This window comes from Nocardioides perillae, assembly GCF_013409425.1.
Classification (GTDB): Bacteria; Actinomycetota; Actinomycetes; order Propionibacteriales; family Nocardioidaceae; genus Nocardioides; species Nocardioides perillae.
The window spans coordinates 3,163,440-3,187,923 of record NZ_JACCAC010000001.1 but is presented as its reverse complement, the minus strand read 5'-3'; the positions used below and the strand labels follow the sequence as shown (position 1 = coordinate 3,187,923).

The 24,484-nt window shown below is 75.8% G+C and carries 22 protein-coding genes; 18 read left to right on the top strand and 4 right to left on the bottom strand.

Features of this window, described 5'->3' with window-relative positions; translation table 11 throughout:
- Positions 1–42: 42 nt before the first annotated feature.
- Together BJ989_RS14970 and BJ989_RS14965 are read right to left on the bottom strand one after the other, a co-directional pair.
- A complete protein-coding gene (locus BJ989_RS14970) occupies positions 43–645 on the bottom strand; it encodes a sortase domain-containing protein (RefSeq protein ID WP_179518881.1) in 603 nt (200 codons plus the stop codon).
- A gap of 8 nt (positions 646–653) precedes the next feature.
- The gene (locus BJ989_RS14965; RefSeq protein ID WP_179518880.1) at positions 654–1,931 is read right to left on the bottom strand and encodes a hypothetical protein; all 1,278 of its coding nucleotides are present in this window, start codon (positions 1,929–1,931) and stop codon (positions 654–656) included.
- 198 nt (positions 1,932–2,129) lie between these two features.
- On the opposite strand from BJ989_RS14965, the gene BJ989_RS14960 reads away from it, so the two are divergent.
- The 3 genes from BJ989_RS14960 to BJ989_RS14950 all read left to right on the top strand — a co-directional run bounded on the left by BJ989_RS14960 (position 2,130) and on the right by BJ989_RS14950 (position 5,670).
- Positions 2,130–3,545, top strand: a complete 1,416-nt coding sequence (locus BJ989_RS14960; RefSeq protein ID WP_179518879.1) for an amidase — start codon at positions 2,130–2,132, stop codon at positions 3,543–3,545.
- Between the two features lie 25 nt (positions 3,546–3,570).
- Positions 3,571–4,470, top strand: coding sequence for an SDR family NAD(P)-dependent oxidoreductase (locus BJ989_RS14955; protein WP_179518878.1), 900 nt, complete (start codon positions 3,571–3,573; stop codon positions 4,468–4,470).
- 135 nt (positions 4,471–4,605) lie between these two features.
- Positions 4,606–5,670: a PDDEXK family nuclease gene (locus tag BJ989_RS14950; protein WP_179518877.1), complete on the top strand. Its 1,065-nt coding sequence runs from the start codon at positions 4,606–4,608 to the stop codon at positions 5,668–5,670.
- 70 nt (positions 5,671–5,740) lie between these two features.
- Here the strand turns inward: BJ989_RS14950 and ku are convergent, their stop codons facing one another.
- Positions 5,741–6,715: a non-homologous end joining protein Ku gene (gene ku / locus BJ989_RS14945; protein WP_179518876.1), complete on the bottom strand. Its 975-nt coding sequence runs from the start codon at positions 6,713–6,715 to the stop codon at positions 5,741–5,743.
- 17 nt (positions 6,716–6,732) lie between these two features.
- Here ku and ligD (BJ989_RS14940) point away from each other — a divergent pair, with 17 nt between their 5' ends.
- From ligD (BJ989_RS14940) to BJ989_RS14900, 9 genes are all read left to right on the top strand, one after another.
- Complete coding sequence (gene ligD / locus BJ989_RS14940; protein ID WP_179518875.1) at positions 6,733–7,668, top strand: non-homologous end-joining DNA ligase; 936 nt, start codon at positions 6,733–6,735, stop codon at positions 7,666–7,668.
- Entirely contained in the window at positions 7,668–8,612 is a 945-nt protein-coding gene (ligD, locus tag BJ989_RS14935) for a non-homologous end-joining DNA ligase (protein WP_179518874.1), read from the top strand. Before ligD (BJ989_RS14940) ends, ligD (BJ989_RS14935) begins: the two co-directional genes overlap by 1 nt.
- A complete protein-coding gene (locus tag BJ989_RS14930) occupies positions 8,609–9,088 on the top strand; it encodes a hypothetical protein (protein WP_218848839.1) in 480 nt (159 codons plus the stop codon). The genes ligD (BJ989_RS14935) and BJ989_RS14930 overlap by 4 nt, the downstream gene beginning before the upstream one ends.
- 183 nt (positions 9,089–9,271) lie before the next feature.
- Positions 9,272–9,826 carry a TasA family protein gene (locus BJ989_RS14925; RefSeq protein WP_179518873.1) on the top strand — a complete coding sequence of 185 codons (555 nt, stop codon included), beginning with the start codon at positions 9,272–9,274 and terminating at the stop codon, positions 9,824–9,826.
- A gap of 146 nt (positions 9,827–9,972) precedes the next feature.
- Positions 9,973–10,593 (top strand): signal peptidase I, encoded by a 621-nt coding sequence (locus BJ989_RS14920; protein ID WP_179518872.1) that lies wholly within the window; start codon positions 9,973–9,975, stop codon positions 10,591–10,593.
- Between the two features lie 232 nt (positions 10,594–10,825).
- Positions 10,826–12,655 (top strand): Ig-like domain-containing protein, encoded by a 1,830-nt coding sequence (locus tag BJ989_RS14915; RefSeq protein WP_179518871.1) that lies wholly within the window; start codon positions 10,826–10,828, stop codon positions 12,653–12,655.
- Positions 12,656–12,753: 98 nt separating this feature from the next.
- Positions 12,754–13,497 (top strand): response regulator, encoded by a 744-nt coding sequence (locus BJ989_RS14910; RefSeq protein WP_179518870.1) that lies wholly within the window; start codon positions 12,754–12,756, stop codon positions 13,495–13,497.
- 33 nt (positions 13,498–13,530) lie between these two features.
- Complete coding sequence (locus BJ989_RS18880; protein WP_179518869.1) at positions 13,531–14,745, top strand: HAMP domain-containing protein; 1,215 nt, start codon at positions 13,531–13,533, stop codon at positions 14,743–14,745.
- A 60-nt stretch (positions 14,746–14,805) separates the two neighbouring features.
- Positions 14,806–15,567 carry an HAD-IIA family hydrolase gene (locus BJ989_RS14900; protein ID WP_218849527.1) on the top strand — a complete coding sequence of 254 codons (762 nt, stop codon included), beginning with the start codon at positions 14,806–14,808 and terminating at the stop codon, positions 15,565–15,567.
- 18 nt (positions 15,568–15,585) lie between these two features.
- On the opposite strand, the gene BJ989_RS14895 is transcribed toward BJ989_RS14900, so the two are convergent.
- Entirely contained in the window at positions 15,586–16,230 is a 645-nt protein-coding gene (locus BJ989_RS14895; protein WP_179518867.1) for a TetR family transcriptional regulator, read from the bottom strand.
- 62 nt (positions 16,231–16,292) lie between these two features.
- Here BJ989_RS14895 and BJ989_RS14890 point away from each other — a divergent pair, with 62 nt between their 5' ends.
- The 6 genes from BJ989_RS14890 to BJ989_RS14865 all read left to right on the top strand — a co-directional run bounded on the left by BJ989_RS14890 (position 16,293) and on the right by BJ989_RS14865 (position 24,477).
- On the top strand, positions 16,293–17,645 hold the full coding sequence (locus BJ989_RS14890; protein WP_179518866.1) for a cation:proton antiporter domain-containing protein: 1,353 nt from the start codon (positions 16,293–16,295) through the stop codon (positions 17,643–17,645).
- Positions 17,646–17,761: 116 nt separating this feature from the next.
- Positions 17,762–20,593 carry an alpha/beta hydrolase family protein gene (locus BJ989_RS14885; RefSeq protein WP_179518865.1) on the top strand — a complete coding sequence of 944 codons (2,832 nt, stop codon included), beginning with the start codon at positions 17,762–17,764 and terminating at the stop codon, positions 20,591–20,593.
- A complete protein-coding gene (locus tag BJ989_RS14880; RefSeq protein ID WP_179518864.1) occupies positions 20,590–21,189 on the top strand; it encodes a hypothetical protein in 600 nt (199 codons plus the stop codon). Before BJ989_RS14885 ends, BJ989_RS14880 begins: the two co-directional genes overlap by 4 nt.
- A 221-nt stretch (positions 21,190–21,410) precedes the next feature.
- The gene (locus BJ989_RS14875; RefSeq protein WP_343049403.1) at positions 21,411–22,685 is read left to right on the top strand and encodes a TadA family conjugal transfer-associated ATPase; all 1,275 of its coding nucleotides are present in this window, start codon (positions 21,411–21,413) and stop codon (positions 22,683–22,685) included.
- Positions 22,685–23,539: a type II secretion system F family protein gene (locus tag BJ989_RS14870; RefSeq protein ID WP_179518862.1), complete on the top strand. Its 855-nt coding sequence runs from the start codon at positions 22,685–22,687 to the stop codon at positions 23,537–23,539. Before BJ989_RS14875 ends, BJ989_RS14870 begins: the two co-directional genes overlap by 1 nt.
- Entirely contained in the window at positions 23,536–24,477 is a 942-nt protein-coding gene (locus tag BJ989_RS14865) for a type II secretion system F family protein (RefSeq protein WP_179518861.1), read from the top strand. Before BJ989_RS14870 ends, BJ989_RS14865 begins: the two co-directional genes overlap by 4 nt.
- Positions 24,478–24,484: the final 7 nt, after the last annotated feature.

Sequence of the window (24,484 nt, the reverse complement as noted above, 5' to 3'; positions counted from 1 at the left end):
CGCCGGCACGACCTGCAGGTCGCGCCGGCACGACCTGCAGCCTCAAGCGGCGTCGCGGACGGGCTCGGCGAAGACGACGACGTTGGCGCGGTAGTCCTCGCCGTCCCAGTCGGTGCAGCTGACCAGGACCAGCCGGCCGCCGCGGCGGCCCTGGCCGAAGAGCTCCTGCGCGCGTGCGGCGACCTGGGCCTTGGTGAGGGTGACCGTGCGGGTGGCGCGGTAGTCGACGACGCGCTCGCCGTCGACGACCTGCACCAGGTCGCCGGCCCGCACCTCGGCGAGCCGGTCCATCACGCCGTTGCCCGAGCGCACGGCGTGGCCGGTGAGCAGCGTCTGGCCGCGGCGGGCGCCGGGCTGCGCGCTGCGCTTCCACCACCCGACGCGGGTCACGTCGGAGGGCGGGGTGAGGACGCCGGCGGTGTCGACCTCGATCGGGTCGAGCGGGGCGTCGAGGTCGATCGAGGGCACCTTGAGCGCGTCGGGTGGGCCGTCGGCCGGCACGGCCACCGCCGCCGGAGCGGCGGTGGCCGGGCTCGGGTCGTCCGACGAGCCGTCGGGCAGGAGCAGGCCGACCAGCGCCAGGACGAGTCCCAGCGCGGCCAGCCCGACCACGAGCCGTCCCGGGGTGTCCCGGGGCAGTCGCACTCCCGCCATCAGCGCCTGGCGAGGCGGCGGTGGCCCGCGATGCCGGCCGCGCCGGCCAGGGCGAGAGCGCCGGCGCCGAGCAGCGCGGTGTCGGCGCTGAGGCCGCCGTCGGTGCTCGCGCCCGCGTCGATCACGGTGGGCACGGCGGGCAGGCCGGGACCGTCACCCGGGCCGTCACCGCCACCGGGGGTGGTGGGGTCGGTCGGGTCGACCGGGTCACCGGGGGTGACGCGGGCGTTCGGGCCGCAGCTGACCTGCCCGATCTCGAGCGAGACGGCCGACGCGCCGGCGGCCTCGGCGATCGCCGGCAGCAGCTGCAGGTCGAGCGCCGTCACCGAGATCTGGCCGGGGCCCGTGGTGGTCTGCTTGTTCAGCGTGATGTTCAGGACGTTCTGCTCGAGCGGCTCGAGCTGGTCGGCGACCTGGGCCACCACCGTGTCCACGATGTTGTCCTGGACCGCCTGCGTGAGCAGGCCCAGCGGGTCGAGCACGCCGTCCAGGCCCTCGCGCAGCTGGACCTCGACACCGTCGAGGATCACGTTGACGACCTCGTCGAGGTCGGTGACGACCGGGGTGTTGGGTGCGGGGTTGGCGGGCAGCTGCACCGCCTGCACCGACTGGCCGGCCAGGGTGAGACCGAGCGAGGCGTTGGCGATGCTGGCGGTGCCGGCAGCGGTGCCGGGCGCTGCGGTGCAGCGCGCCTGGATCGCGTCGAACGTGCCCCCGATGGCCAGGTCGCCGATCGGGGTGCCGGCCAGCGCGTCGCTCAGCGGCGCGGTGACGGCGCCGAGGAGCTGCGCGAGCGGGCCGTTGAGCACGTCACCCAGCGGAGCCAGCGCGGACTCCGGGTTGATCACCACGACCTCGCTGAGGTCGAGGTTGGCGATGCTCACGCCGACCGGCTGGCCGGGGGTGAGGCAGTCGCTGTCGCCGACCTCGGCGATGGAGGCACCCTCGCCGGCGACGCCGGCGCAGGCGGCCGAGAGGCCGTTGCGGTTCACGACGTCGGCAGCGGCGTCCTGCTGGAGCGTGCCGGCGTTGATCAGACCCTGGTTGCCGAGCACGGAGATCGGGGGCTGGGTCTCGCCCTCCTTGGCCGTGGTGCCGTCGTCGGACGCCGTGGCCCGGACCTGGCCCGAGCCCTGCCCGTTGCCGGCGATCGCGATCTCGATGGCGGTCGCGCTCGACTGCGCGACGACCGTCGCGGCGTAGCCCGGTGCTGCGGCGAGCAGCGCGAGCGTCGCGACGCCGCCCACTGCTCCTGCCCGGACGATGTTCTTCTTCATCTGGTGCCCCCTCGCGGCGATCGGCCGCTGTCGTGTGCTGCGAGCCGCCCCTGGCGCGCAGGTGCTGGCACCGTACCGCGAGTCGGTCTCGCAGGGCAGGCTTGTTCCGCCCCTCGGTCCCACAACGGCCATGGCCGGACCAGGTCACGGTGCTCGTGCCCGCGTCACCCCCAGGGGTGGGCTGACAGACTCGCGCCCGTGACCGCTGACGCCTCCTCGCCCGCGCCGCTCGGCGCCGCCGACACCGCCCGGGCCGTCGCCTCGGGCGGCACGACCGCCCGCGCGGTGCTGCGCGACACCCTCGCCCGGCTCGCCGCGGCCGAGGGCCTGGGTGCCGCCACGGTGGTGCTCGCCGACCGCGCCGAGGCGGAGGCGACGGCCCTCGATGAGGCCTTCGCCCGCTCCGGCCCGGTGGGCCCGCTCCACGGCGTCCCCGTCGCGATCAAGGAGGAGGTGGACGTCGCGGGATGCGTCACCACCTTCGGCGGTCGCGGCAACACGACCCCGCGCGCCGAGGACTCCGCCCTGGTGCGTCGACTGCGCGAGGCCGGCGCGGTGGTGGTGGCCCGCACCGCGATGCCCGAGTTCGGTGCGTGGCCCTTCACCGAGTCCGCCGCGACCGGCGTCACCCGCAACCCGTGGGCGGACGACCGCACGCCCGGGGGGTCCAGCGGGGGCACTGCCGCCCTGCTCGCCGCCGGCGTCGTGCCCGCGGCCATCGGCGGCGACGGGGGCGGGTCGATCCGCATCCCGAGCGCCTGCTGCGGGCTCTTCGGCCTCAAGCCGCAGCGGGGTCGGGTCAGCACCGCCCCGGAGCCCCACCTGTGGTGGGCGCTCGGCACCGCCGGTCCGCTCGCGCGCTCGGTGGAGGACGCCGCCCTCGTCTACGACGCCATCAGGGGCGGCGAGCCCACCGACCGGTTCACCGCCGGCCCCGTCGGGTCCTTCGTCGAGGCCGCCCGTCGTGAGCCCGGACGGCTGCGCGTCGGCTGGTCGGTGCGCCCGGTGACGAAGGGGGTGCGGCCCGACCCGGTGCACGTGCAGGCCGTCGAGGACACCGCGCGCCTGCTCGCCGAGCTCGGCCACGACGTGCGCGAGGTCGACCCGCGCTACCCCGACCCGACGCTCGCCTTCGTGCCGCAGTTCTTCGCCGGCATCCGCACCGAGGCCGACGCCGTCGAGCACTACGGCCGCCTCGAGCGGCGCACGCGCGCGACCTACCGCCTCGGGGCGTGGGTGCGCCCCGGCGTGCTCGAGAAGGCCCTCGCTGCCACCGAGACCGTGTCGGCGAAGGCCAACCGCGTCTTCGACGACGTCGACGTGCTGCTGACCCCCACCATCGCGCCGCGCCCGCCCCGCCTCGGGCAGCTCGACGGCGCCGGACCGGTGCGCGCCGCGCTGCGCTCGATGCCGATGATCGCCTACGCCGCGCTGTGGAACGTGGCCGGCAACCCGGCCGCCGCCGTGCCCGCCGGGGTGGGGCCCGACGGCCTCCCGACCTCGGTGCAGCTGGTCGGGCCCACCGACGGCGAGGAGGTGCTGCTGTCCCTCTCCGCCCAGCTCGAGCGGGCGCGGCCCTGGCCGCTCACCGCGCCGGGCTGGCCGCGGCCGTGAGCAGGCGCCCTGCGAGGATCGGCTCGTGAGCCTCCTGCTGCAGTCCCCGCTCGCGCACGCCCGCCGCCTCGCCCGCACCGTCACCGGCGGCCGGGTCGGCGGCGCCAGCCCGCTGGCCGGGCGCACCGTGCTCGTCACCGGCGCCTCCTCGGGCATCGGCGAGGCCACGGCCCGCGCTGTCGCCCGACGCGGCGCGCACGTGCTGGTCGTCGCCCGGCGGCGCGAGCCGCTCGAGCGGCTCGTGGCCGAGATCGAGGCCGGAGGCGGCCGCGCGACGGCGTACACCTGCGACCTGGCCGACGGCGACGCCGTCGACGCGCTGGTCGAGCGCGTGCTCGCCGAGCACGGGGCGGTCGACCACCTCGTCAACAACGCCGGCCGCTCGATCCGGCGCTCGCTGGCGCTGACCCACGACCGCTTCCACGACTTCGAGCGCACGATGGCGGTCAACTACTTCGGTCCCGTGCGGCTCACGATGGGCTTGCTGCCGGCGATGCGGGCCCAGGGGTTCGGCCACGTCGTCAACGTCGTCACGTGGGGGGTGCAGCTCAAGGCGCCGAAGTTCGCCGCCTACATCGCCTCCAAGACCGCGCTCGACACCTTCGGCCGCATCCTCGGGCGTGAGGCGTACGGCGACGGGGTCACCGTCACCAACGTGCGCGTCTCGCTGGTGCGCACCCCGATGGTGGCCCCCACCGAGGCCTACTCCGGTCGCGGGGCCACCCCCGAGCAGGCCGCCGAGCGCCTGGTCCGCGCGCTCGAGGACCGCCCGATCACGCTCGACACCCTCCCCGGCGCGGTGGGCGAGGTCGCCAACCTGGTCTGGCCGCGTGGGATGGACCTGCTCTTCCACCTGCTCGACCGCCGTCACCCCGACTCCGCCGCGGCGCGCGGCGAGGCGGGCGCGGAGCGCACGGCCGGCTGAGCGGCTGCGGGCCGGTCGAGTGACGCGGGCGGCACCCCTGGCGGGGCTCCTGCCCGTGCCGGCCGCGACAGTCGACGTCCACAGCCCTGTGGACGGGGCGGCGCACGGAGTCCGCGGCCGCGACAGGCTGCGGTCGTGCCCTTCTCCCCGCGCGTCGACCCGCCTCCCGGCCTCGTCGCGCCACGGCGTGTCGGGAGCGGCAGCGACCAGGTGAGCCGGGTCGCCGCCCGCGGCACGGCGTGGCGGCGCGTCGCACGGGGTTGGTACGTCAGCGCCTCGGCGCCCGACGTCGTCGAGCAGCGGATCGTGGAGCAGGTGGCGCGCTGCGGGCCCGGGGCAGCGGTGACCGGGTGGGCAGCGCTGCGGCTGCACGGGGTCGCGTACGCCGACGGGACCGACCGCCAGGGCCGCGCCCGGCCCGTCGTGGTGGTCGCCGCGGGGTCGCGCACCCGCGATTGTGCGGACGTCGTGCTGGTGCGTGAGCGTCTGGCGCCCGACGAGGTCGTGGTGCGCCAGGGCGTGCGGTGCGTGCGGCCCGAGCGGGCCCTCGCCCACGAGGTGTGCCGCCAGCGCGATCCGCGCGAGGCCGTCGTGCTGGTCGACATGGCCTGCGCGGCCGAGGTGACCACGCTCGACCGGCTGCGGGCGTGGCTCGCCGCGCACTCGGGACTGCGCCACCGGGGTCGCCTCGCGCAAGCCCTGCTGCTCGCCGACGAGCACAGCGCCTCGCCGCAGGAGACGCGCCTGCGCCTGCTGTGGCAGCTCGACGCTCACCGGGGCCGACCGCTGACCAACCGCCAGCTGCTCGACCAGCACGGCCGCGTGCTCGGTGTCGCCGACCTCGTCGACCCCGACCACGGCGTCGTGGGAGAGTACGACGGGGCGGAGCACCGCACCCGGGCGCGGCACCGTCGCGACGTGCACCGGGAAGCGGCGTTCCGCGCGGCCGGGCTCGAGGTCGTCACCGCGGTGAGCGGTGACCTCGACCGACGCGACCGCGCGGTGTCGCGGATCGACCAGGCCTACGCGCGGGCGGGCAGTCAGCCTCGGCTCTTCGTCGTCGGCCCGCCGGTCGACCTGGCGACGGGGCGGCCGGCGGCACCGCTGGAGGAGCGGGTCGCCGAGCGCGTACGACGGGCTGAGGCGCGCGAGGCCGCTCGGCGCCGAGCGGTCGAGCCGACGGCGGGCGCTGCGGGCTGATCCAGTGACGCGGGCGGCACCCCTGGCGGGGCTCTCGCCCGTGCCGCCCGCGACACTCGGTGCGACTGACTCAGCTCGCCTTCTTCGCCGGCGCCTTCTTGGTCGTCTTCTTCGCGGCCGACGTGGTCGTCTTCTTCGCCGCGGTCTTCTTCGTCGCGGTCTTCTTGGCCGGCGCCTTCTTCGCTGCGGCCTTCTTGGTCGCCGACTTCTTCGTCGCGGACCCCTCCTCGGGCTCCGCCGGCGCGTCGTCGGTCGCCTCGCCGCGGGCGGACTTGGCGGCGGCGACGGAGCGCTGCAGGGCGGCGAGCAGGTCGACGACCTCGCCGGAGGACTTGGTGGAGGTCTCGGTGCGGGTGACCTCGCCGCCCTCGACCTTCGCCTTGACCAGGGCCTCGACGGCCTCGGCGTAGTCGTCCTCGAACTCCGAGGCGTCGAAGTCGCCGGCCAGGGTCTCGACGAGCATCGTGGCCATCTTGACCTCGTTGGGCTTGACGTCGCCGGCCTCGACGTTGAAGTCGGGGACGCGCACCTCGTCGGGCCACATCATGGTCTGCAGCACGATGACGTCGCCCTTCTCGGTGGAGCGCACGCGCAGCACCGCCACGGTGGTGCGCTGGCGCAGCGCGACGGTCACCACCGCCATGCGGTCGGCGTCGAGCAGGGCCTGCCGCAGCAGCGCGTAGGGCTTGGCGCCCGCGCCCTCCGGCTCGAGGTAGTAGGACTTCTCGAACAGCATCGGGTCGATCTGGTCGCTGGGCACGAACTTCTCGACCGCGATCTCGCGCGAGGAGGTCGACGGGAGCGAGGACAGGTCGTCGTCGGTGAGCACGACCATCTCGCCGTCCTCCGTCTCGTAGCCCTTGGCGATGTCGGCGTAGGGGACCTCCTCGCCGTCGATCGAGCAGACCCGCTGGTACTTGATGCGGCCGCCGTCCTTGGCGTGCACCTGCCGGAACGAGACGTCGTGGCTCTCCGTCGCGGCGTACAGCTTGACGGGCACGCTGACCAGCCCGAACGACACCGAGCCCTTCCAGATGGCACGCATGTGACCAGAATGGCCCCATGCGTCCCATGCTGGCCACCCGCGGGGAGGTGGTCCCACCCGGAGAGGGGTGGAGCCACGAGGTCAAGTGGGACGGCATCCGGCTGCTCGCCGACGCCCGCGACGGCGCCGCACCGCGGCTGGCGACCCGCAACGAGAACGACTGCACCGTCGCGTGGCCCGAGCTGCTGCCCGGCCCGCTGCCCGGTCGCGACCTGCTCGTCGACGGCGAGGTGATCGGGCTCGACGCCCGCGGCCTGCCGGACTTCGGGGTGCTGCAGGACCGCATGCACGTGCGCAAGGCGACGACGGCTCAGCGGATGGCGGCGGCCGACCCCGCGACGTTCATGGTCTTCGACGTGCTGCGCCTCGACGGCCGCGACCTCACCGACCTGCCGCTCGCGGAGCGGCGCGCGGTGCTGGAGTCGCTCGGGCTCGACGGCACCTGGCAGGTGCCCGCGGCGTACGACGACGGGGCGATGCTGCTCGACGCGACCGCCCAGCAGGGGCTCGAGGGCATCGTCAGCAAGCGGCTGTCGTCGCGCTACGAGCCGGGCGCCCGCAGCAGGCACTGGCTGAAGTTCCCGCACCGGCGTCGCGAGTCCTACGTGGTCGGGGGGTGGCGCCCCGAGACCGGCTCGAGCAACCGGCTCGGCTCGGTCCTGGTGGGTGAGCCCACGCCCGACGGGCTCGTCTACCGCGGCCGCGTCGGGAGCGGGATCGCCGGGAAGGCCGGACCGCTGCTGCTCGCGGCGCTCGAGCCGCTGGCCCGGGGCACCAGCCCGTTCGCCGAGCAGGTGCCGAAGGTGGACGCGGTGGGTACCCGCTGGGTCGAGCCCCGGCTCGTCGTCGACGTCGAGGCGCTGGGCCGCTCGCGGCAGGACCGGCTGCGGCAGCCGGCCTACTGCGGGCTGCGGCCCGACCTGGACCCCGACCAGCTCAGCGAGGAGGCGTAGTGGCGCCCGCGAAGAAGCGCGAGAGCCCCGGCACGGAGGTGCACGTCGACGTCGAGGGCCGCACCCTGCGGCTGACCAACCTGGAGAAGGTGCTCTACCCCAGCACGGGGACGACGAAGGGCGAGGTGCTCGACTACTACGCCCGCATCGCCCCCACGCTGCTGCCGCACCTCGCCGGGCGGGCGGTCACGCGCATCCGCTGGCCGCACGGGGTCGCCGACCAGAGCTTCTTCGAGAAGAACGTGCCGCCCGGCACGCCCGCGTGGGTGCGCACGGCGTCGGTGCCGACCACGGGCTCGCGCGGCTCATCGCGTCGGGTCGGGGAGCGCGAGGACGAGATCGTCTTCCCGCTCGTCGACGACCTCGCGACCCTCACCTGGCTGGTCAACCTCGCGTCCCTCGAGCTGCACGTGCACCAGTGGCAGGTGACCCGCGCGGGCGAGCCCCGGGGGGCCGACCGGCTCGTCGTGGACCTCGACCCCGGCGAGCCCGCCGGGCTCCACGAGTGCTGCCAGGTGGCTCTGCTGGCGCGCGACGTGCTCGCCGAGCGCGGCCTGACGACGCGGCCGGTGCTGAGCGGCAGCAAGGGTCTGCACCTCTACGCCGAGCTGCCGCGGCGCATCCCCTCCGACGACAGCACCGCGATGGCCAAGGACGTCGCCGAGTCGCTGCAGCGCGCCCACCCGAGCCTGGTCACGGCGACGATGACGAAGGCCAAGCGCGGCGGCAAGGTCTTCCTCGACTGGTCGCAGAACGCCGGGTCGAAGACCACGATCAGCCCCTACTCCCTCCGCGGGCGAGAGCGCCCCGCGGTGGCCGCCCCCGTCACCTGGGACGAGGTCGAGGCCGGGGCCGAGGACGCCCTGGCGCTGGAGCAGCTGACGCCGGCGCAGGTGCTCGAGCGGGTCGAGGAGCTCGGCGACCTCTTCGCGGTGGACGCGTGAGCGCGGAGCACACGCGCGTGGTGGAGGTGGCCAGCGTGGTCGCCGCCGAGCCGGAGCGGGTGTGGGCCCGCGTGGTCACCCCCGAGGGGATCGCCGACGAGCTGGCGCCCTGGCTGGGCATGGGCATGCCGCCCGGCGCGCGTGGCCGCACGGTCGACACCGTGCCGGTGGGCGTGCCGCTGGGGCGCGCCTGGCTCCGGCTGCTGCGGGTGCTCCCGGTGGAGCACGACGCCATGACGCTCGTCGAGGTCGTGCCGGGCCGCTCCTTCCGCGAGGAGTCGACGATGCTCACGCTGCGCCGCTGGGGGCACGAGCGCACCGTCGAGCCGGCCGGGCTGGGCACGACGCGGGTCGTCGACCGGCTCACGGTGGAGCCGCGGTGGCTGCTGCGCCCCGCCACGCCGGTGGTGCTGCGACTGGTCCGGGCGCTGTTCGAGCACCGGCACCGGCGGCTGGCCCGCTTCTTCGCGTCCTGATCTCGGGCGAGCGCGGGCGACGCCGTTGCCTGCGCGAGTCGGTGCCGAGGCTCCCGGTCGCGACTGTTGCCGAGCTGTGGTGGTCGCGTGGGGATCGCGTGGGGAGGCCGTGGCGTCGCGACGACCAGAGTTGTCGTCATCAGCAACGCCGCACCGAGCGGCCTCACTCCCCAGGAGCCCCCGATGTCCCGCACCGCCACCCGCCGCAGCCGCAAGGTCCTCGTCCCCCTCGCCACCCTGATGGCCGCCGGCGCCGTCGCCGTCGGCTCGGGCGCGACCTTCACCTCGACCACCGCGTCGACGACCAGCGTCGCCTCCGGCTCGGTGACCCACGCGAACGACGTGACCAAGCTCGACATCGCCAACATCAAGCCCGGCGACACGATCACCGGCTCGGTCGTCATCACCAACACCGGCACGCTGCCCTCGACGCTGACCCTGCAGGAGACCGGCGACGCCACCACCTTCAACGGCGCCGACCTCGAGCTCAGCCTCACCCAGGGCGGCACCTCGCTCTACGACGGCTCCTTCGGTGCGCTCGACAACGCCACCAAGCTCGCGCTCGGGGCGCTGCCGGTCGGCGGCAGCACCACCGTCACCTGGACCGTCACGCTCGTCGAGAGCGCCGACAACCTGAACGAGGGCAAGACCGCCTCGGCCTCCTACCAGTGGGTCTCCACGCAGGACGCCGGCGTGACGCTGCCCTTCGTCGGCACCGTCCCGCTGGGCGGCAACTGATCCACCGCGGCCCCGGCCGCTCCTGAGTCCCTGGGGAGGGAACCCCGCTCCGTCCGGACCCCTGTGCCGGACGGGGCGGGTCTCCCCGGACCCGCTCGCCCCGCCATCGCCCACCCGCCCGGCCCACCGCACCGAGAGGACCCGCCATGTCGCTGCTCAGCACCCCTGCCGCCCACCGGGCCCGCACCGTGCGTGGCCGGATCGCCGACGCGGCCCTCAACCTGGGCATCCTCGTCGTGGTGCTGGTCGCGCTCGGCTTCCTGCTCCCCAGCCTGCTGGGCTACGAGCGCTACGTGATCACCGGTGGCTCCATGTCGGGCACCTACGAGATCGGCTCCGTCGTCTTCGAGGAGGTCGTCCCCGTCGAGGACCTGCGCGTGGGCGACGTGATCACCTACGTCCCGCCGGCCGAGTCGGGCATCGCCAACTTCGTCACCCACCGCATCGTCGACGTCGACGGCGACGAGTTCGTCACCCGGGGCGACGCCAACGCCGACGTCGACCCGTGGACCTTCCAGCTGACCGCGGCCACGCAGCCGCGGGTGGTCGCGAGCGTGCCGCACGTCGGCTGGGTCTTCCTCGCCCTCGCCGACCGCGGCACCCGCATGGCCGTCATCGGCATCCCCGCCGCGCTCATCGCGCTCATGGCGCTGGCCGAGCTGGTGCGGGCGCTGCGCGCCCCCCGCGAGGAGGAGCCGACCGCCGACGAGCTGGTCGCCGCCCTCGCCGCCGAGGCCGCCGCCGAGCGCACCCCCGTCGCCGTCTAGGCGACCCTCCGGCCGACCGGTCACCCTTCGCCCCCGACGAGGGTGGCCGGTCGCACCACGACCGACCGACCGGCGCACGCCCCCGCGACGGCCGGTCGTTCGCCGTCGGTGGCCCGCCTGCGCGTTGTTGCCCGGGCGTGGCACAACCGTGTCCCGGGTGTGGCAGACACGTGGTCGCCCGCGGAGCAGACTTCAGGTGTCCCACCCTCCCTCCCCCGGAAGAGCTGATCCGATGGCCACCCGCCGCGCCGCGCGCCACCTGCCCCGCCTCGGCGGCGGCCGGCTGCCCGTGCGTGCGCTGCTGGTCCTGGTCGTCGTCACCCTCGTCGGGGCCACCACCCTCTTCTCCTCGGCCACCTTCACCTCGTCCAGCACGTCGCAGACGACGGTGGGCGCGGCGGCCGACTACCTGCCGCCCACCGTCGCCGTCACCGGACCCGGCGCGCTCAGCACCGGCACGGTCGCGGTGACGGCCGACGCGAGCGACACCGCCAGCGGCGTCGTCCGCGTCGTTGTCGAGTACGCCGCGTCCCCCTCGGGCGCGTGGACCGCCCTGTGCACCGACACCGCAGCACCGTGGTCCTGCCCCTGGGACACCACCAAGGTCGCCGACGGCGACTACCGCCTGCGTGCGACTGCCTACGACGCGGCCGGCTTCTCGGCCGTCTCGGCCACCGTGACGACGCGCGTGGCCAACTCGGCGGGCGTCGTGCTCGGCACGATCGTCGACCCCACCCGCGGCACGGTCCAGCTGTCCGCGACCGTCGTCGGCGCGGCCGGCCGCTCGGTCTCCAGCTCCTTCCAGTACCGCGCGTCCGACAGCACCGGCAACTGGACGGTCATCACCGGCTGCGGTGCCGTCACCGGCACCGCGCCGACCTGCTCGTGGGTCACGGGCACGCTGGCCGACGACCTCGACGTGCGCGTCGTCTCCACCGTCGGCACCGTCACGGTCACCGACACCCGCCTCAGCGTCACCGTCGACAACCTCGCACCCACCGTCTCGCTGTCGGCGCCCACCGCCTTCAGCGGCACGGTGCAGCTCACCGCCACCGCAGCCGACGAGGACTCCGGCGTGGCCACGGTGGAGCTGCAGTACCGCCTGCTGGGCACGGCCGGCTGGACGACCCACTGCACCGTGGCCGTCGACCCCTACCGTTGCGCCCTCGACACCACGAAGCTCACCAACCTCGCGACCTACGAGCTGCGCGCCGTGGCGACCGACGCGGCGGGGAACGTCACGAACTCCGCCCTCCTGACCCGCCAGGTCGACAACACGCTCGGCACCGTCAGCATCACCTCGCCCATCGGCGGTGACCTGGTGCGCGGCACCCCGACGATCACCACCGACCACTCCACGCCGCTGGGGACCACGGCCTCGCAGGTGCGCATCGAGGCCCGGCTGGTCGGTGGCACCTTCGCCACGGTCTGCACCGACACCAGTGCGCCGTTCACCTGCGACTGGGCCACGGGGGCGCTCGCGTCGGGCTCGTGGGAGCTGCGCGCCACGATGACCTACGGCGCCGCGCTCACGGCGGTGTCGCCGATCGTCACCGTGCTGGTCGACAACAACCCGCTGCGCGCGCTCGACGTGCAGGTCGTCAACGGCGGTCTGCTCGGCAAGGCCGACGGCGGCGACGCGCTCACCCTCACCTGGTCGACCACCGTGGACCTGACGACCGTCAAGGCCGGGTGGACCGGCGCGGCGACCCCGTTCTCGCTGACGCTCAACGACCAGAAGGTCAACGGCTCGCCCCTGGCCGGTGCCGACTGGGCCGGGCTCGGCACGCTCGGCAAGCTGTCCTTCGGGCAGAACTACGTGAAGAGGGGCAAGTCGGTCCCCCTCACGGGGACCATGACGGCGACGACGCAGACGGTCGGCGGCGTGCCCGCGACGGTCCTGCGGATCGTGCTCGACCCGGTCAGCAACGGCGCGCTCCGCTCCGCCACCGCGGCCGCGACCGTGCGGTGGTACCCCACGACCACGGTCCGCAGCACCGGCGGCGCGGCCGCGTCGGCCACCCCCGCCGCCGAGTCCGGCGCCGTGGACGCCGACCTGTGACCTCCCCGGTCGACCTGCAGGCCAGCCTCCCCGCCGACCTCCCCGCCGACCTCCCCGTTCGCCCGCGCCGGACACCCCCTCGCCCTACGCTGGGCGACGTGACGACGGTGCTGCTCGTGGAGGACCAGGAGGACATCGCGCTGCCCCTGCAGCGGATGCTCCAGCGCGACGGTTACGACGTCACCTGGGTCGACACCGGCGCCGGTGCCCTCGAGGCGATCGGCGCACGGCCCGACGTGGTGGTCCTCGACCTCGGGCTGCCCGACATGGACGGCCTCGACGTGTGCAGGCAGGCGCGCGACGGCGGCTTCGACGGCGGCATCATGATCGTCACCGCCCGCAGCGACGAGCTCGACCGCGTCGTCGGCCTCGACTACGGCGCCGACGACTACCTCGCCAAGCCCTTCGGCGTCGCCGAGATGCAGGCCCGCGTGCGGGCGCTCGCGCGGCGCGCCGCGCGCTCGGCGCCGCCGGCCGCCACCGGCCCCGCGGACCCGGGCCAGCCCGCCCGGGCCGCCCAGCCCGCTCCGCCGGCAGCGCCCGCCACCGGCCTGCGCGTCGACCGCGCCGCGCGCCGGGTGTGGGTCGCCGCCGCCGAGGTGGCGCTCACGACGAAGGAGTTCGACGTGCTCGCGCTCCTCGACACCACCCGCGGCGCCGTCGTCTCGCGCGAGCAGCTCATGGCCGAGGTGTGGGACGAGAACTGGTTCGGCTCCACCAAGACCCTCGACGTCACCGTCGGACGGCTGCGGCAGAAGCTCGACAAGGCCCACGCCCCGGCGCAGGTCGTCACGGTGCGCGGGGTGGGCTTCCGCCTCGAGGACGACCCCGCCCGTGCCTGAGCCGGCCACCCGGCGACCCACCGGGCCACCGCCGTGCGCGCGCGGCTGACGGCGGCCTTCGGCCTGCTCGGCGCACTGCTGGTCGTCGCGCTCGTCGGCTTCCGCGCGCTCACCATCGCCGACCTCGCCGAGGACGACCTGCGCGCCGACCTCGACCGCGAGGCCCGGCTCGTCGCCACGGTGGTCGCGGCCGGCTTCGCCCGCGACGCGCAGGAGGGCGACGCGCCCACCGAGGCCGAGCTGGCGGCGTACGCCGCTCCCGACCGGCTGGTGACCGTCGTGCTGCCCGGCGGCGGGACGCTCGAGGCGCGCGGCCCCGAGTGGACCGAGGGCCCTGACGCGCTGCGAGGCGCGGCCACGGTGGACCAGGTCGTGGCCGAGGTCAGCGCGCCGGCCGGCGCGGTGGACGACGAGGTGGCGCGCGCGCTGCCGTCGCTGCTGGCGCTCGGCGGGGTGCTGGTGCTGCTGGCGCTGCTGATGGGCTACCTGGTGGCCGACCGGCTCTCGCGACCCTTCGTGCAGCTGGCCGGGGCGGCCGGCGCCCTCGCGCGCGGCCGGCTCGACCTGCGGCTGCCCCGCACCCGGGTGCTGGAGGCCCGCACCCTCGCCGACGCGCTGCGTGCCAGCGCCGACCGGCTCGAGGAGTCGCTGCGCCGCGAGCGCGACCTGGCGCTGCGGGCCTCCCACGAGCTGCGCACCCCCCTGACCGGACTGCGCCTCGAGCTCGACGACCTGCGCCACCGCGACGACGTGCCACCCGACCTCGCGGGCGCCGCCGAGGCGGCGCTCGCCCGCATCGACGGCCTCGACCGGGCGGTGGAGGCGGTCGTGCAGGAGGCGCGCAGCCACCCCGTCGTCGCCGAGGCGCAGCTGCCGCTGGCCCAGGTCGCGCCCGACGTGGCGCGCCGCTGGTCCGACGCGCTGGGCCTCGCCGGCACCGACCTCGAGGTCGACCTCACCGGCGACACCGCTGTGCCGCTCACCCCCGGCCCGCTCGAGCAGCTGCTCGACGAGCTGCTCGTCGAGGTGCTGGCGCACCGTCCCGCCGGGGCGCAGCTCGGACTGGAGGGGGGCGCACAGCACCTGCGCGTCACCGTGCGCCTCGACGGCGCCGGGGAGCGCCGCGAGGTGCGGCCCGGCGTCGCGCCGCTCGACCGTGTGCGCCGCCTCGTCGAGACGCTCGGCGGCCGGGTCAGCGGCGACCTCGTCGGCCCGCGCGGGCTCGTCGTGCTCGTGCCCCAGCGCTGAGGCGGCTGGTTGGATGGGGGCGTGAGCGACCCACGACCCGTCGAGACCTGGCTGACCGACATGGACGGCGTGCTGGTGCACGAGGAAGAGCCGATCCCGGGCGCGGCGGAGTTCGTCGAGGCGCTCAAGGCCTCGGGCAAGCGCTTCCTCGTGCTGACCAACAACTCGATCTTCACCCCGCGCGACCTGCGCGCCCGACTGCTCGGCAGCGGCATCGACGTGCCGGAGGACTGCATCTGGACCTCGGCCCTGGCCACCGCCGACTTCCTCCACGCCCAGCGACCGCAGGGCACGGCGTACGTCGTGGGGGAGGCGGGGCTGACCACGGCGATGCACGAGGTGGGCTACGTGATGACCGACCGGCAGCCCGACTACGTGGTGCTGGGTGAGACGCGCACCTACTCCTTCGAGGCCATCACCCGGGCGATCCGGCTGATCGAGGCGGGCGCGCGGTTCATCGCGACCAACCCCGACCCGAGCGGGCCGAGCACCCAGGGCACGCTGCCGGCGACCGGCTCGGTGGCCGCGCTGATCTCGACCGCGACGGGTCGGCAACCCTACTACGTCGGCAAGCCCAACCCGCTGATGATGCGCAGCGCGCTCAACCGGCTCGAGGCCCACTCGGAGACCACCGTCATGGTGGGCGACCGGATGGACACCGACATCGTGTCGGGCCTCGAGGCCGGGCTGCGCACGATCCTCGTGCAGACCGGCTCGACGCGGCCCGAGCACGTCGAGCGGTTCCCCTACCGCGCGACCCGGGTGGTCGACTCGATCGCCGACCTGGTCGACCTCGCCCGGGAGGCCGCGCCCGAGGCCTGACGGCTCGCCGTGCCGCGCCTAGGCGTCGGCGGCGACCAGCTCGGCGACGGCCGGGGGCCGCGCGGCCTCCGGCAGGCCGAGCAGCATGCCGAGGAAGGCGTCGACCACCAGGTCGCGAACCTCGGTGAGGTCGAGCGAACCCTCCTCGTCGTCGAGCCACTCCTGCCCGGCGTGGCGCAGCAGCACCACCCAGCTGCGCACTGCCACGCGCAGCAGCGGGTGCGCCTCGCGCGGGTGGTCGTCGGTGAGGGCGGCGAGGATGCGCTCCTCGTGCAGCGCCACCGACTCCGCGATCACCGCCTGCACCTCGGCGTCACCGCTGGCCGCCCCGCGGTAGGCCGCGCGGGTGCCGTGGGGGTGGCGACCGATGTGGTCGAGGAAGGCGGTGACGCCGGCCCGCAGCTGCGCGACCGCCGGCAGGCTCGGGTCGGGCGCCGTCTCCTCGGCCATCGTCGCGGCCTGGCGGCGCACCATGGCGGCGAAGAACGCCCGCTTGCTCGGGAAGTAGTGGTAGAGCAGGCCGCGGCTCACGCCCGCCAGCTCCGCGACCCGCTCGATGTGGACGTCCTCGTAGGGCGTCGAGGCGAACAGCTCCGCCCCGAGGTCGAGCAGCTGGCGGCTGCGCTCCTCGGGCGAGAGGCGGACGCGAGCGGGGCGGGTCACCGGGCGAGCCTAGCCCGCGGCGGCCTCGCCCACCTGTTGGGAGGAGCCGTCAGAATCGGCCCGTGACCGCCGACCTGACCTTCCTCGTGGCGGGCGGTGCGCTGCTCCTCGCGGTCGTCCTGCCCCCGCTGCTGCACCGCTGGGCGATCTCGGCGCCGCTCGTGCTGGTCGCGGTCGGCGCCCTGCTGGGGCTGACCCCGCTGTCGGCCCACCTGCCGCTGGACCCGTCCGAGAACCGCGCGGTGATCGAGCACGTCACCGAGCTGGCCGTCATCGTCGCCCTCATGGGCGTGGGCCTCGCGCTCGACCGGCCCTTCGACGCCCGCTCGTGGCGCAGCTGGCGCGCCTGGTCGCCGACCTGGCGGCTGCTGCTGGTGGCGATGCCGCTCGGCATCGCCGGCGTCGCCCTCCTCGGCTGGTGGTGGGCCGGCCTCGCCCCCGCGGCGGCGGTGCTGCTGGGCGCAGCGCTCGCCCCGACCGACCCCGTGCTCGCCTCCGACGTGCAGGTCGCGGGCCCGCAGACCGGCGACCACGAGGTCGACGAGACCGACGAGGTGCGCTTCACCCTCACCTCCGAGGCCGGCCTGAACGACGGCCTGGCCTTCCCCTTCGTCTACCTCGCGGTGCTGCTGGCCTCCGGCACCACGGGGGCCGGCCTCGCCCTGGAGTGGGTGGGCTTCTACGTGGTAGTGAAGATCGCGGTCGGGGTCGGCGCCGGCTTCCTCGCCGGCCGCCTGCTGGGGGCCTTCGCCTTCCGCTCACGGCTCGACGCGCTGCGGGTGGCCGAGCAGGGCGAGCCGCTCCTGGCGGTCGCGGCGCTCGTCGCGGCGTACGGCGTGGCGGAGGTGGCCCAGGGCTACGGCTTCCTCGCCGTCTTCGCGTGCGCGATGACCCTGCGCGCCGCGGAGCGGACCCACCGCTACCACGAGGCGATGCACGAGGTCGTGGAGCGCCTCGAGCGCCTGCTGACGCTCTTCGTCCTGCTGGTCCTGGGCATCGCGCTCACGCGGGGGCAGCTCGAGGGCCTCGACCTCGCCGGGGTGGCCATCGCGGTCGCTCTGGTCTTCGTGGTGCGGCCCCTCACGGCGTACGCCGCGCTGGCGGTGCGCCCGCGGCCGGCCACCGAGGTGGGTGGGCTGACGCGGCGCGAGCGGCTCGCGGCGTCGTTCTTCGGGGTGCGCGGCGTCGGCTCGCTCTACTACCTCGCCTACGCGGTCGGCGAGGAGGACTTCGCCGAGGCGGAGTGGCTCTTCTCGACCGTCGTCTTCACCGTCGTGCTGTCCGTCGTCGTGCACGGCGTCACCGCGACGCCGGCGATGCGCCACCTCGAGAGCAGCAGCGAGCGGGCGGCGCGCGAGCGCGACGAGCGGGCGCAGGACCGGGAAGAGCGCGAGGAGCGCGAGCCGGCCGGGTGAGGTCAGTGAGGCCGCCTGGCCGCGGAGTGCGGCGAGCGGCCCCGCGGGGGGCGCGAAGGCCCTAGGCTCGACCTCGGCGGTCCACGGGGGGTCGCGCCCGTCACCCAGGAGCGCCGATGCGCCGCTCGTCCAGGCTCACCGCCGCGCTCACCGCAGCGCTCGCCGGCGTGCTCACCGGCAGGGTCGCGCTGGGGCCCGTCGCGCCGTCGGCCGGCGCCGGGGCGTCGGGCGCCCCGACCGCTGCGGTCGCCTCGCCCGCAGAGCCCGGGCGGCGCTCGTCGGCAGACGGCTGGCTGGTCGCGCAGGTCGGCGCGCAGCGCTGGCAGGTCGTCTGGCGCGCGCCGCGTGCCCTGCCGGTCGGCGCGGCCCGGCCCGAGGTCGTCGGCCCGGCCGACCTCCGGGTGCCGGCGCTGGTCGCGCCCGACGGCCGCACCGTGACCGCGGTGCTCGAGCAGCCCGACGCCCCCGACCCGGCCGCGCTCGACGTGGTGCTGTCGGGCGACCGGCTCGACGAGCGCGGACGCGACGACCGGGCGGCGCGGCGTGCGCCTGCAGGGCGCGCGGGCGCGGGCACGACCCGGCCCGCCACCACCCCGGCCCCGGTCGACCCCGGGGTGCCGGGGGAGGCGGCGGTGGTGGTGAGCGACTACGAGCTGCCGCGGCTGCGGGTGGCGGGGATGCGCCGCCCCGTCGAGGTCGAGGGCCACGTGGTGGAGCCGGCCCAGCCGAGCGCCGACGCGCCGCTGGTGGTCTTCCTGCACGGGCGGCACGCGTGGTGCCACGACCCGCGCCGGCCCGACCGCTTCGTGGTGGGGTGGCCCTGCCCGCGCGGCACCGAGCAGGTGCCGAGCCTGCGTGGCTACGAGCAGACGCAGCGGCTGCTGGCCTCGCAGGGCTACGTCACCGTCAGCATCGGCGCCGACGGCGTCAACGCGCAGGACGGCTGGTTGCGCGACGGCGGCGCGGGCGCGCGCTCCGCGCTGGTGCGCCACCACCTCGACGCCTGGGTGCGGTGGGCCGCCGAGGGGCGCGCCGTGGACCTTTCGCGGGTCGTGCTCGTCGGCCACAGCCGCGGCGGCGAGGGCGTGGCGCGCACCGCGCTCGACCTGCCCGCCGACGCGCCTTGGTCGGTCGCAGGGCTGGCGCTGCTCGCGCCCACCGACTTCGCGGCACAGGCGGTGCCGCACGTGTCGAGCGTGACGCTGCTGCCGCACTGCGACGGCGACGTCAGCGACCTGCAGGGCCAGCTGTGGACCGACCGCGCCCGCGACCTCGACGTCGGCGACACCGCGCTGCACGCCTCGCTGCTGGTGATGGGCGCCAACCACAACTACTTCAACGCCGAGTGGACCCCTGGACTCGCGGCCGCCCCGGCCTTCGACGACTGGGCCGGTGACCCGGACGCGACCTGCGGGCGCCGCCACCCCGAGCGGCTGCGGCCGGCGGCGCAGCGTGCCGTCGGCGCGACGTACGTCGCCGCGGCGGCCCGTCTCTTCACGGGCGGCGTCGCGACGGACCCGGCGGCTGCGGCCGCGGTGCTGCCGCTGGTCGACGGCACCGCCACGTCGGTGGCCTCGGCGGGCGACGCCGACGTGCGGGCGCACGCGCTGGGCGGCGGGCGGCTGCTGGTGCGCCCCGGGCTCGACGCGGTGCTCGCGGAGCCGGCCGGGGGAGCGGTGGTGCAGCTGTGCACCGGTCGCACCGAGCTGCAGGGCCCGGCCGCGCTGTGCGGGCGCGCAGCCACCGAGGTCGCGGCGCCGCACTGGCCCAGCACCGGCAGCGGCGTCCCGCCGGTGCGCGCGCTGGAGCTGGCGTGGTCGCAGGCCGGGGCGCGCGGCGGCCTCGTCCTCGGTGCTCCCCTCGACACCACGGGCCGGCGCTGGCTCGACCTGCGCACGGTCGCCGACCCGTCGCGGCCCGACGCCCTGCTCGGCGTGCGGCTGACGGACGCCGCCGGGGCCTCGGTCGAGGTCGACCCGGTCGGCGGGGCGGTGCCGGCGCTGCCGCGCGGCGACTACGCGCTCGGCAAGCACTGGGCGCAGGTGCTGCGCGTCGACCTGGCCGCAGTCAGCGGCGTCGACCTGGCCGCGATCCGCTCGGTCGAGCTCGTCGCCCGCTCCGCGCGCGGGCGGGTGTGGGTGCTCGACGTCGCGGCGGTGGCTGAGGGCGCTGCCGCGCTGCCGCCCGCCTCGCCGCTGCGCGGGCCCGTCGTCTCGCTCGGCACCGTGCGGGTGGTGGAGGGTGACGGCTCCGGCGCCCCCGGGTCCGCGGTCGCGGAGGTGCCGTTCACGGTCGCTGGCGTGCTCGAGCGGCCGGGCCGCTTCACGGTCGTCAGCGGTGACGGCCGCCGCTCGGGACTCACGACCGTCACGGTCGACGTGGCTGCTGGGCAGACCTCGGGGGTCGTGCGCTGGCCCTACCGCGCCGACGTGGCCGACGACCTGCCCGAACAGCGCTTCGGGCTGTTCGCCTTCGCGGTGCGCGGTCTCATGACCGCCCAGCACACCGGTCGCCTGGTGGTGCTCGACGACGACCCGACGCCGCGGGTCACGGTGACCCCGGTGCGCGCGGTGGTCGACGAGGGCCGCGCCCTGCGGTGGCGGGTCGCGGTGGCCGGGCCGCTCGACTACCTGCTGCCGGTGCAGGCCCGCTTCGTGCCCGGCCCCGGCGCGCCGCTGCGGCAGGCCGACGTGCCGCGCGAGTTCCTGCGCGACCGGGTGCGGCTCGACCCCGGCCGGTCGCTGGGCCGCTCGCTGCTGTTCCTCGGCGAGTTCCTCGGGCCCGCCGGCCGGCCGAGCGCGGCCGTGCTCACCCTGCCCACCCGCCGCGACGGCCGCGCCGAGGGTCGCGAGGACGTCGGGGTGCGGATCCGCATCGGGGGCGCGGGCACGCCGGCGCGCGTGGTGTCCCGCACGGGCGTCGTACGCGCCTCGGGGGGTGCCTCGTGAGCGGCGTCGGCGGGCTCGGTGGGGTCGCCGGCGTGGGAGGGGTCGGTGGGGTCGACCCGCGGCTCGCGCCGCTGCGGACGATGGCCTTCGGTCTCCTGGTGGTGCTGGTCGACCTGCGCTTCGACGGGTTCGACGTGCTGCCCGACCCCGTCGGCTGGGTGGTGGCGGTCGTGGTGGTGAGCCGGCTCGCGGGGCTGCACCGCGCCTTCACGGTGGCCACGGCCGCGAGCGTGGTGTGCCTGCTGGTGTCGGTGCCAGGGGTCCTCGCGACCGACCTGGGGCTGCTCGGCGCCCTCGACACCGCGGCGACGACCGTCTTCGTCTTCGCCGTCTGCACGGCCGTGCGCGCGCTGGTGCGCGACGAGGCCGTCGCGGCCGACCAGCTGCGCTGGGCCGACCTGGGGCTCACCGTCGTGCTGGTGGCGCTGCTGCTGCTGGCCGTCCTCGAGCCGGGCGTCGGCGTCCTCGCGCTCGTCGTCGGCCTGTGCCTGCTGATCGTCTTCGTGCTGTTCCTGCTGCTCCTCGCCCGCGTCGGCCGCGCCGCCGCCCCCGCCGCCCCCGCCGCCCCCGTCGGCCCCCCGCCCGGCCCCGTGTAACGCGGTGTCCGCGTCGCTTCCCCAGGGCTCGAGCCCTGGGGAAGCGACGCGGACGCTTGGGAAGGAGGGGCCGCGGCGCGTGACGGGAGTGCCTCGTGGGTCCCCGCGCGACTCCTGGGACGCGGTTGTCCACAGGGTGCTGGAACAGGTCTGGTCCACCCGCAGGGGTTGTCGTAGCGTCCTGCTCTGCCAGTCCAACCGCTCGGGCCATGGGGGGCACCGTGTCGCTCACGCACACCTCGGGGTCCGCCGACGCCCGCGTGCTCGGCGGTGACCTCGTCTCCGTGCTCGACCAGCGCGTGCGCGAGCGCGTACGCCGCGAGGGCGTCGACCCGCAGCGGGAGTCGGGCGCGGTGCGGCGCATCGCCGAGACCGTGGTGCGCGAGCACGACGAGCTCAGCCTGACCGGCACGGTCCTGCCGGTGGGCGACCCGGCGGCGCTGGTCTCCGAGCTGCTGGCGCGGGTGTCCGGGTTCGGTGCGCTGCAGCCCTACCTCGACGACCCGACCGTCGAGGAGGTGTGGATCAACGACCCCAGCCGCGTCTTCGTGGCCCGGCAGGGCCGCCACGAGCTGACCAACACCGTGCTCACCCGGGCACAGGTCGACGAGCTGGTCGAGCGGATGCTGAAGTCGAGCGGGCGGCGCATCGACATCAGCCAGCCGTTCGTCGACGCGATGCTGCCCGACGGCCACCGCCTCCACGTGGTGCTCGAGGGCATCAGCAGGGGCTTCTCGGCCGTCAACATCCGCAAGTTCGTGCTCAAGGCAGCGCGGCTCTCCGACCTGGTCGAGCTCGGCAGCCTGACGCCGACGGCGGCTCGGTTCCTCGAGGCGTCGGTCCGCGCCGGGCTCAACATCCTGGTCGCGGGCGGCACCCAGGCCGGCAAGACCACGATGCTCAACTGCCTGGCGGCCGCCATCCCCGGCGGGGAGCGGGTGGTGAGCGCCGAGGAGGTCTTCGAGCTCCGCTTCCCGCACCCCGACTGGGTGCCGCTCCAGACGCGGCAGTCCGGCCATCAGGGCACCGGCGAGATCCGGCTGCGCGACCTCGTCAAGGAGAGCCTGCGCATGCGGCCCTCCCGCCTCATCGTGGGCGAGGTGCGCGCCGAGGAGTGCCTCGACCTCCTGCTCGCGCTCAACGCCGGGCTCCCCGGCATGTGCACGCTCCACGCCAACTCCGCGCGCGAGGCGCTGGTCAAGATGTGCACCCTGCCGCTGCTCGCGGGCGAGAACATCTCGGCGCGCTTCGTCGTGCCGACCGTCGCGAGCTCCGTCGACCTCGTGGTGCACCTGGGGGTCGACCCCGGTGGCACCCGCCGGGTGGAGGAGGTCGTCGCGGTGCCGGGGCGCAGCGAGTCCGACGTGATCGAGGCCGAGGAGGTTTTCGCGCGCCAGGGGGGCGAGCTGCGCCGCATGGGCGGGATGCCCCCGCGCCTCGACCGCTTCGAGCGCCTGGGTCTCGACGTGCACCGGATCCTGGCGGGCGACGGCTGATGGGCGTGGTGCTCGGTCTCGGGGTCGGCGTCGGCCTGCTGCTGATCTGGTCGACCGTCGCGTGGCCGCGCCAGCCGGCCCGCGGGCCCCGCCCGCCGGGTCGGCTGACCCGGCTGCTCTCGTCCGCCGGCATGGCGCAGGTGTCGGCGAGCGGCCTGCTCGTGCTCTGCGCGGTGCTGGGCGCGGTGAGCGGGCTCCTCGTCCAGGCGGTCTCGCGCACCCCGCCGGTGGCCCTGACCTTCGCTGCCCTGGCGGCGTACCTCCCCGTCGCGCTGGTCTCCTCCCGCGCCCGTCGCCGGCAGCGCGAGTTCGCCGAGGTGTGGCCGGAGGCGGTCGACCACCTCGCCTCCGCCGTGCGGGCGGGTCTGTCGCTGCCCGAGGCGCTGGCCGGGCTGGCGGTGCGCGGGCCGGAGCCGCTGCGCGAGCCGTTCGCGGCATTCGCCCTGGACTACCAGGTCAGCGGTCGCTTCGCCGAGTCGCTGGACCGGCTGAAGGAGCGCCTCGCCGACCCGGTGGGCGACCGGGTCGTGGAGGGCCTGCGCATCGCGCGCGAGGTCGGCGGCGGCGAGCTCGGCCGGCTGCTGCGCAACCTGTCGGGCTACCTGCGCGACGACGCACGCACCCGCTCCGAGATGGAGTCGCGTCAGGCGTGGACCGTCAACGGCGCGCGGCTCGCAGTGGCCGCTCCCTGGCTGGTGCTGCTCGTCCTCTCCTTCCAGCCCGAGGTCATCTCGCGCTACTCCTCCGGCACGGGGGTCGTGATCCTCGCCTTCGGTGCCGGCACCTGCGTCGTTGCCTACCGGCTGATGATGCGCATCGGCCGGCTGCCCACCGAGCGGCGGATCCTCTCGTGACCCCGGCGGTGTGGGGCGCGCTCCTCGGCGGCCTCGCCGGCGTGGGGGTGCTGCTGGTCGTGGGCCGGGTGGCCGTGGTGCGGCGTCCCCAGCTCGCCCTCCGCGTGCTGCCCTACGTGCGCGACCTGCCCCAGGTCGGCCGGACCGCGGTCACCGGTGCGTCGGGACCCTCGCCCGTCACCGCCGCCGCGGGTGTCTTCGGGCCGGTGCTGCGGGCCGCGGCCGACACGGTCGACCGGGTGCTGGGCGGCGCCGCGTCGGTGCGGCGACGGCTCGCGCGTGCGGGCCTGGACGTGACGGTCCACGAGTTCCGGGTGCAGCAGGTGCTGTGGGGACTCAGCGCCTTCGCCGCGGCGGCCACCCTCGGCGTGCTCGAGGCGCTCGCCGATCCCACCGGCTCCGTCGGCACCCTCGTGCTCTGCCTGGCCGCCGGCGCCACCGGCGTCCTGGCCCGCGACACCTGGTTGACCAGCCAGGTGCGCGCCCGGGAGCGCCGCATCCTCACCGAGTTCCCCACCGTCGCCGAGCTGCTCGCGCTGGCCGTCGCCGCCGGGGAGGGCCCGGTCGCTGCGCTCGACCGCGTCGTACGCCGCACCCGCGGCGACCTCGCACGCGACCTCGCCACGGTGCTCGCCGCCATCCGCACCGGCGAGCCCGTCGGTGCGGCCTTCGACCGGCTCGCCGCGACGACCGGGCTGCCGCTGGTCGCGCGCTTCGCGCAGGGGATCGCGGTCTCGGTCGAGCGGGGCACTCCGCTGGCCGACGTGCTCCACGCGCAGGCGGCCGACGTGCGCGAGGCCGGCCGCCGCGAGCTCATCGAGACCGCCGCGCGCAAGGAGGTGCTGATGATGGTCCCCGTCATCTTCCTCGTGCTGCCGGTCACCGTGCTCTTCGCCTTCTGGCCCGGCGTCGTCGGGCTCAGCCTCACCACACCCTGACCCGCCC

Excerpts from the sequence above, each read along its gene's own strand:
- BJ989_RS14900 (WP_218849527.1), top strand. The coding sequence starts at position 14,806 with ATGGACGGCGTGCTGGTGCACGAGGAAGAGCCGATCCCGGGCGCGGCG.
- BJ989_RS14885 (WP_179518865.1), top strand. The coding sequence starts at position 17,762 with ATGCGCCGCTCGTCCAGGCTCACCGCCGCGCTCACCGCAGCGCTCGCC.
- BJ989_RS14925 (WP_179518873.1), top strand. The coding sequence starts at position 9,272 with ATGTCCCGCACCGCCACCCGCCGCAGCCGCAAGGTCCTCGTCCCCCTC.
- ligD (WP_179518875.1), top strand. The coding sequence starts at position 6,733 with ATGCGTCCCATGCTGGCCACCCGCGGGGAGGTGGTCCCACCCGGAGAG.
- BJ989_RS14920 (WP_179518872.1), top strand. The coding sequence starts at position 9,973 with ATGTCGCTGCTCAGCACCCCTGCCGCCCACCGGGCCCGCACCGTGCGT.
- ku (WP_179518876.1), bottom strand. The coding sequence starts at position 6,715 with ATGCGTGCCATCTGGAAGGGCTCGGTGTCGTTCGGGCTGGTCAGCGTG.
- BJ989_RS14870 (WP_179518862.1), top strand. The coding sequence starts at position 22,685 with ATGGGCGTGGTGCTCGGTCTCGGGGTCGGCGTCGGCCTGCTGCTGATC.
- BJ989_RS14915 (WP_179518871.1), top strand. The coding sequence starts at position 10,826 with ATGGCCACCCGCCGCGCCGCGCGCCACCTGCCCCGCCTCGGCGGCGGC.
- BJ989_RS14965 (WP_179518880.1), bottom strand. The coding sequence starts at position 1,931 with ATGAAGAAGAACATCGTCCGGGCAGGAGCAGTGGGCGGCGTCGCGACG.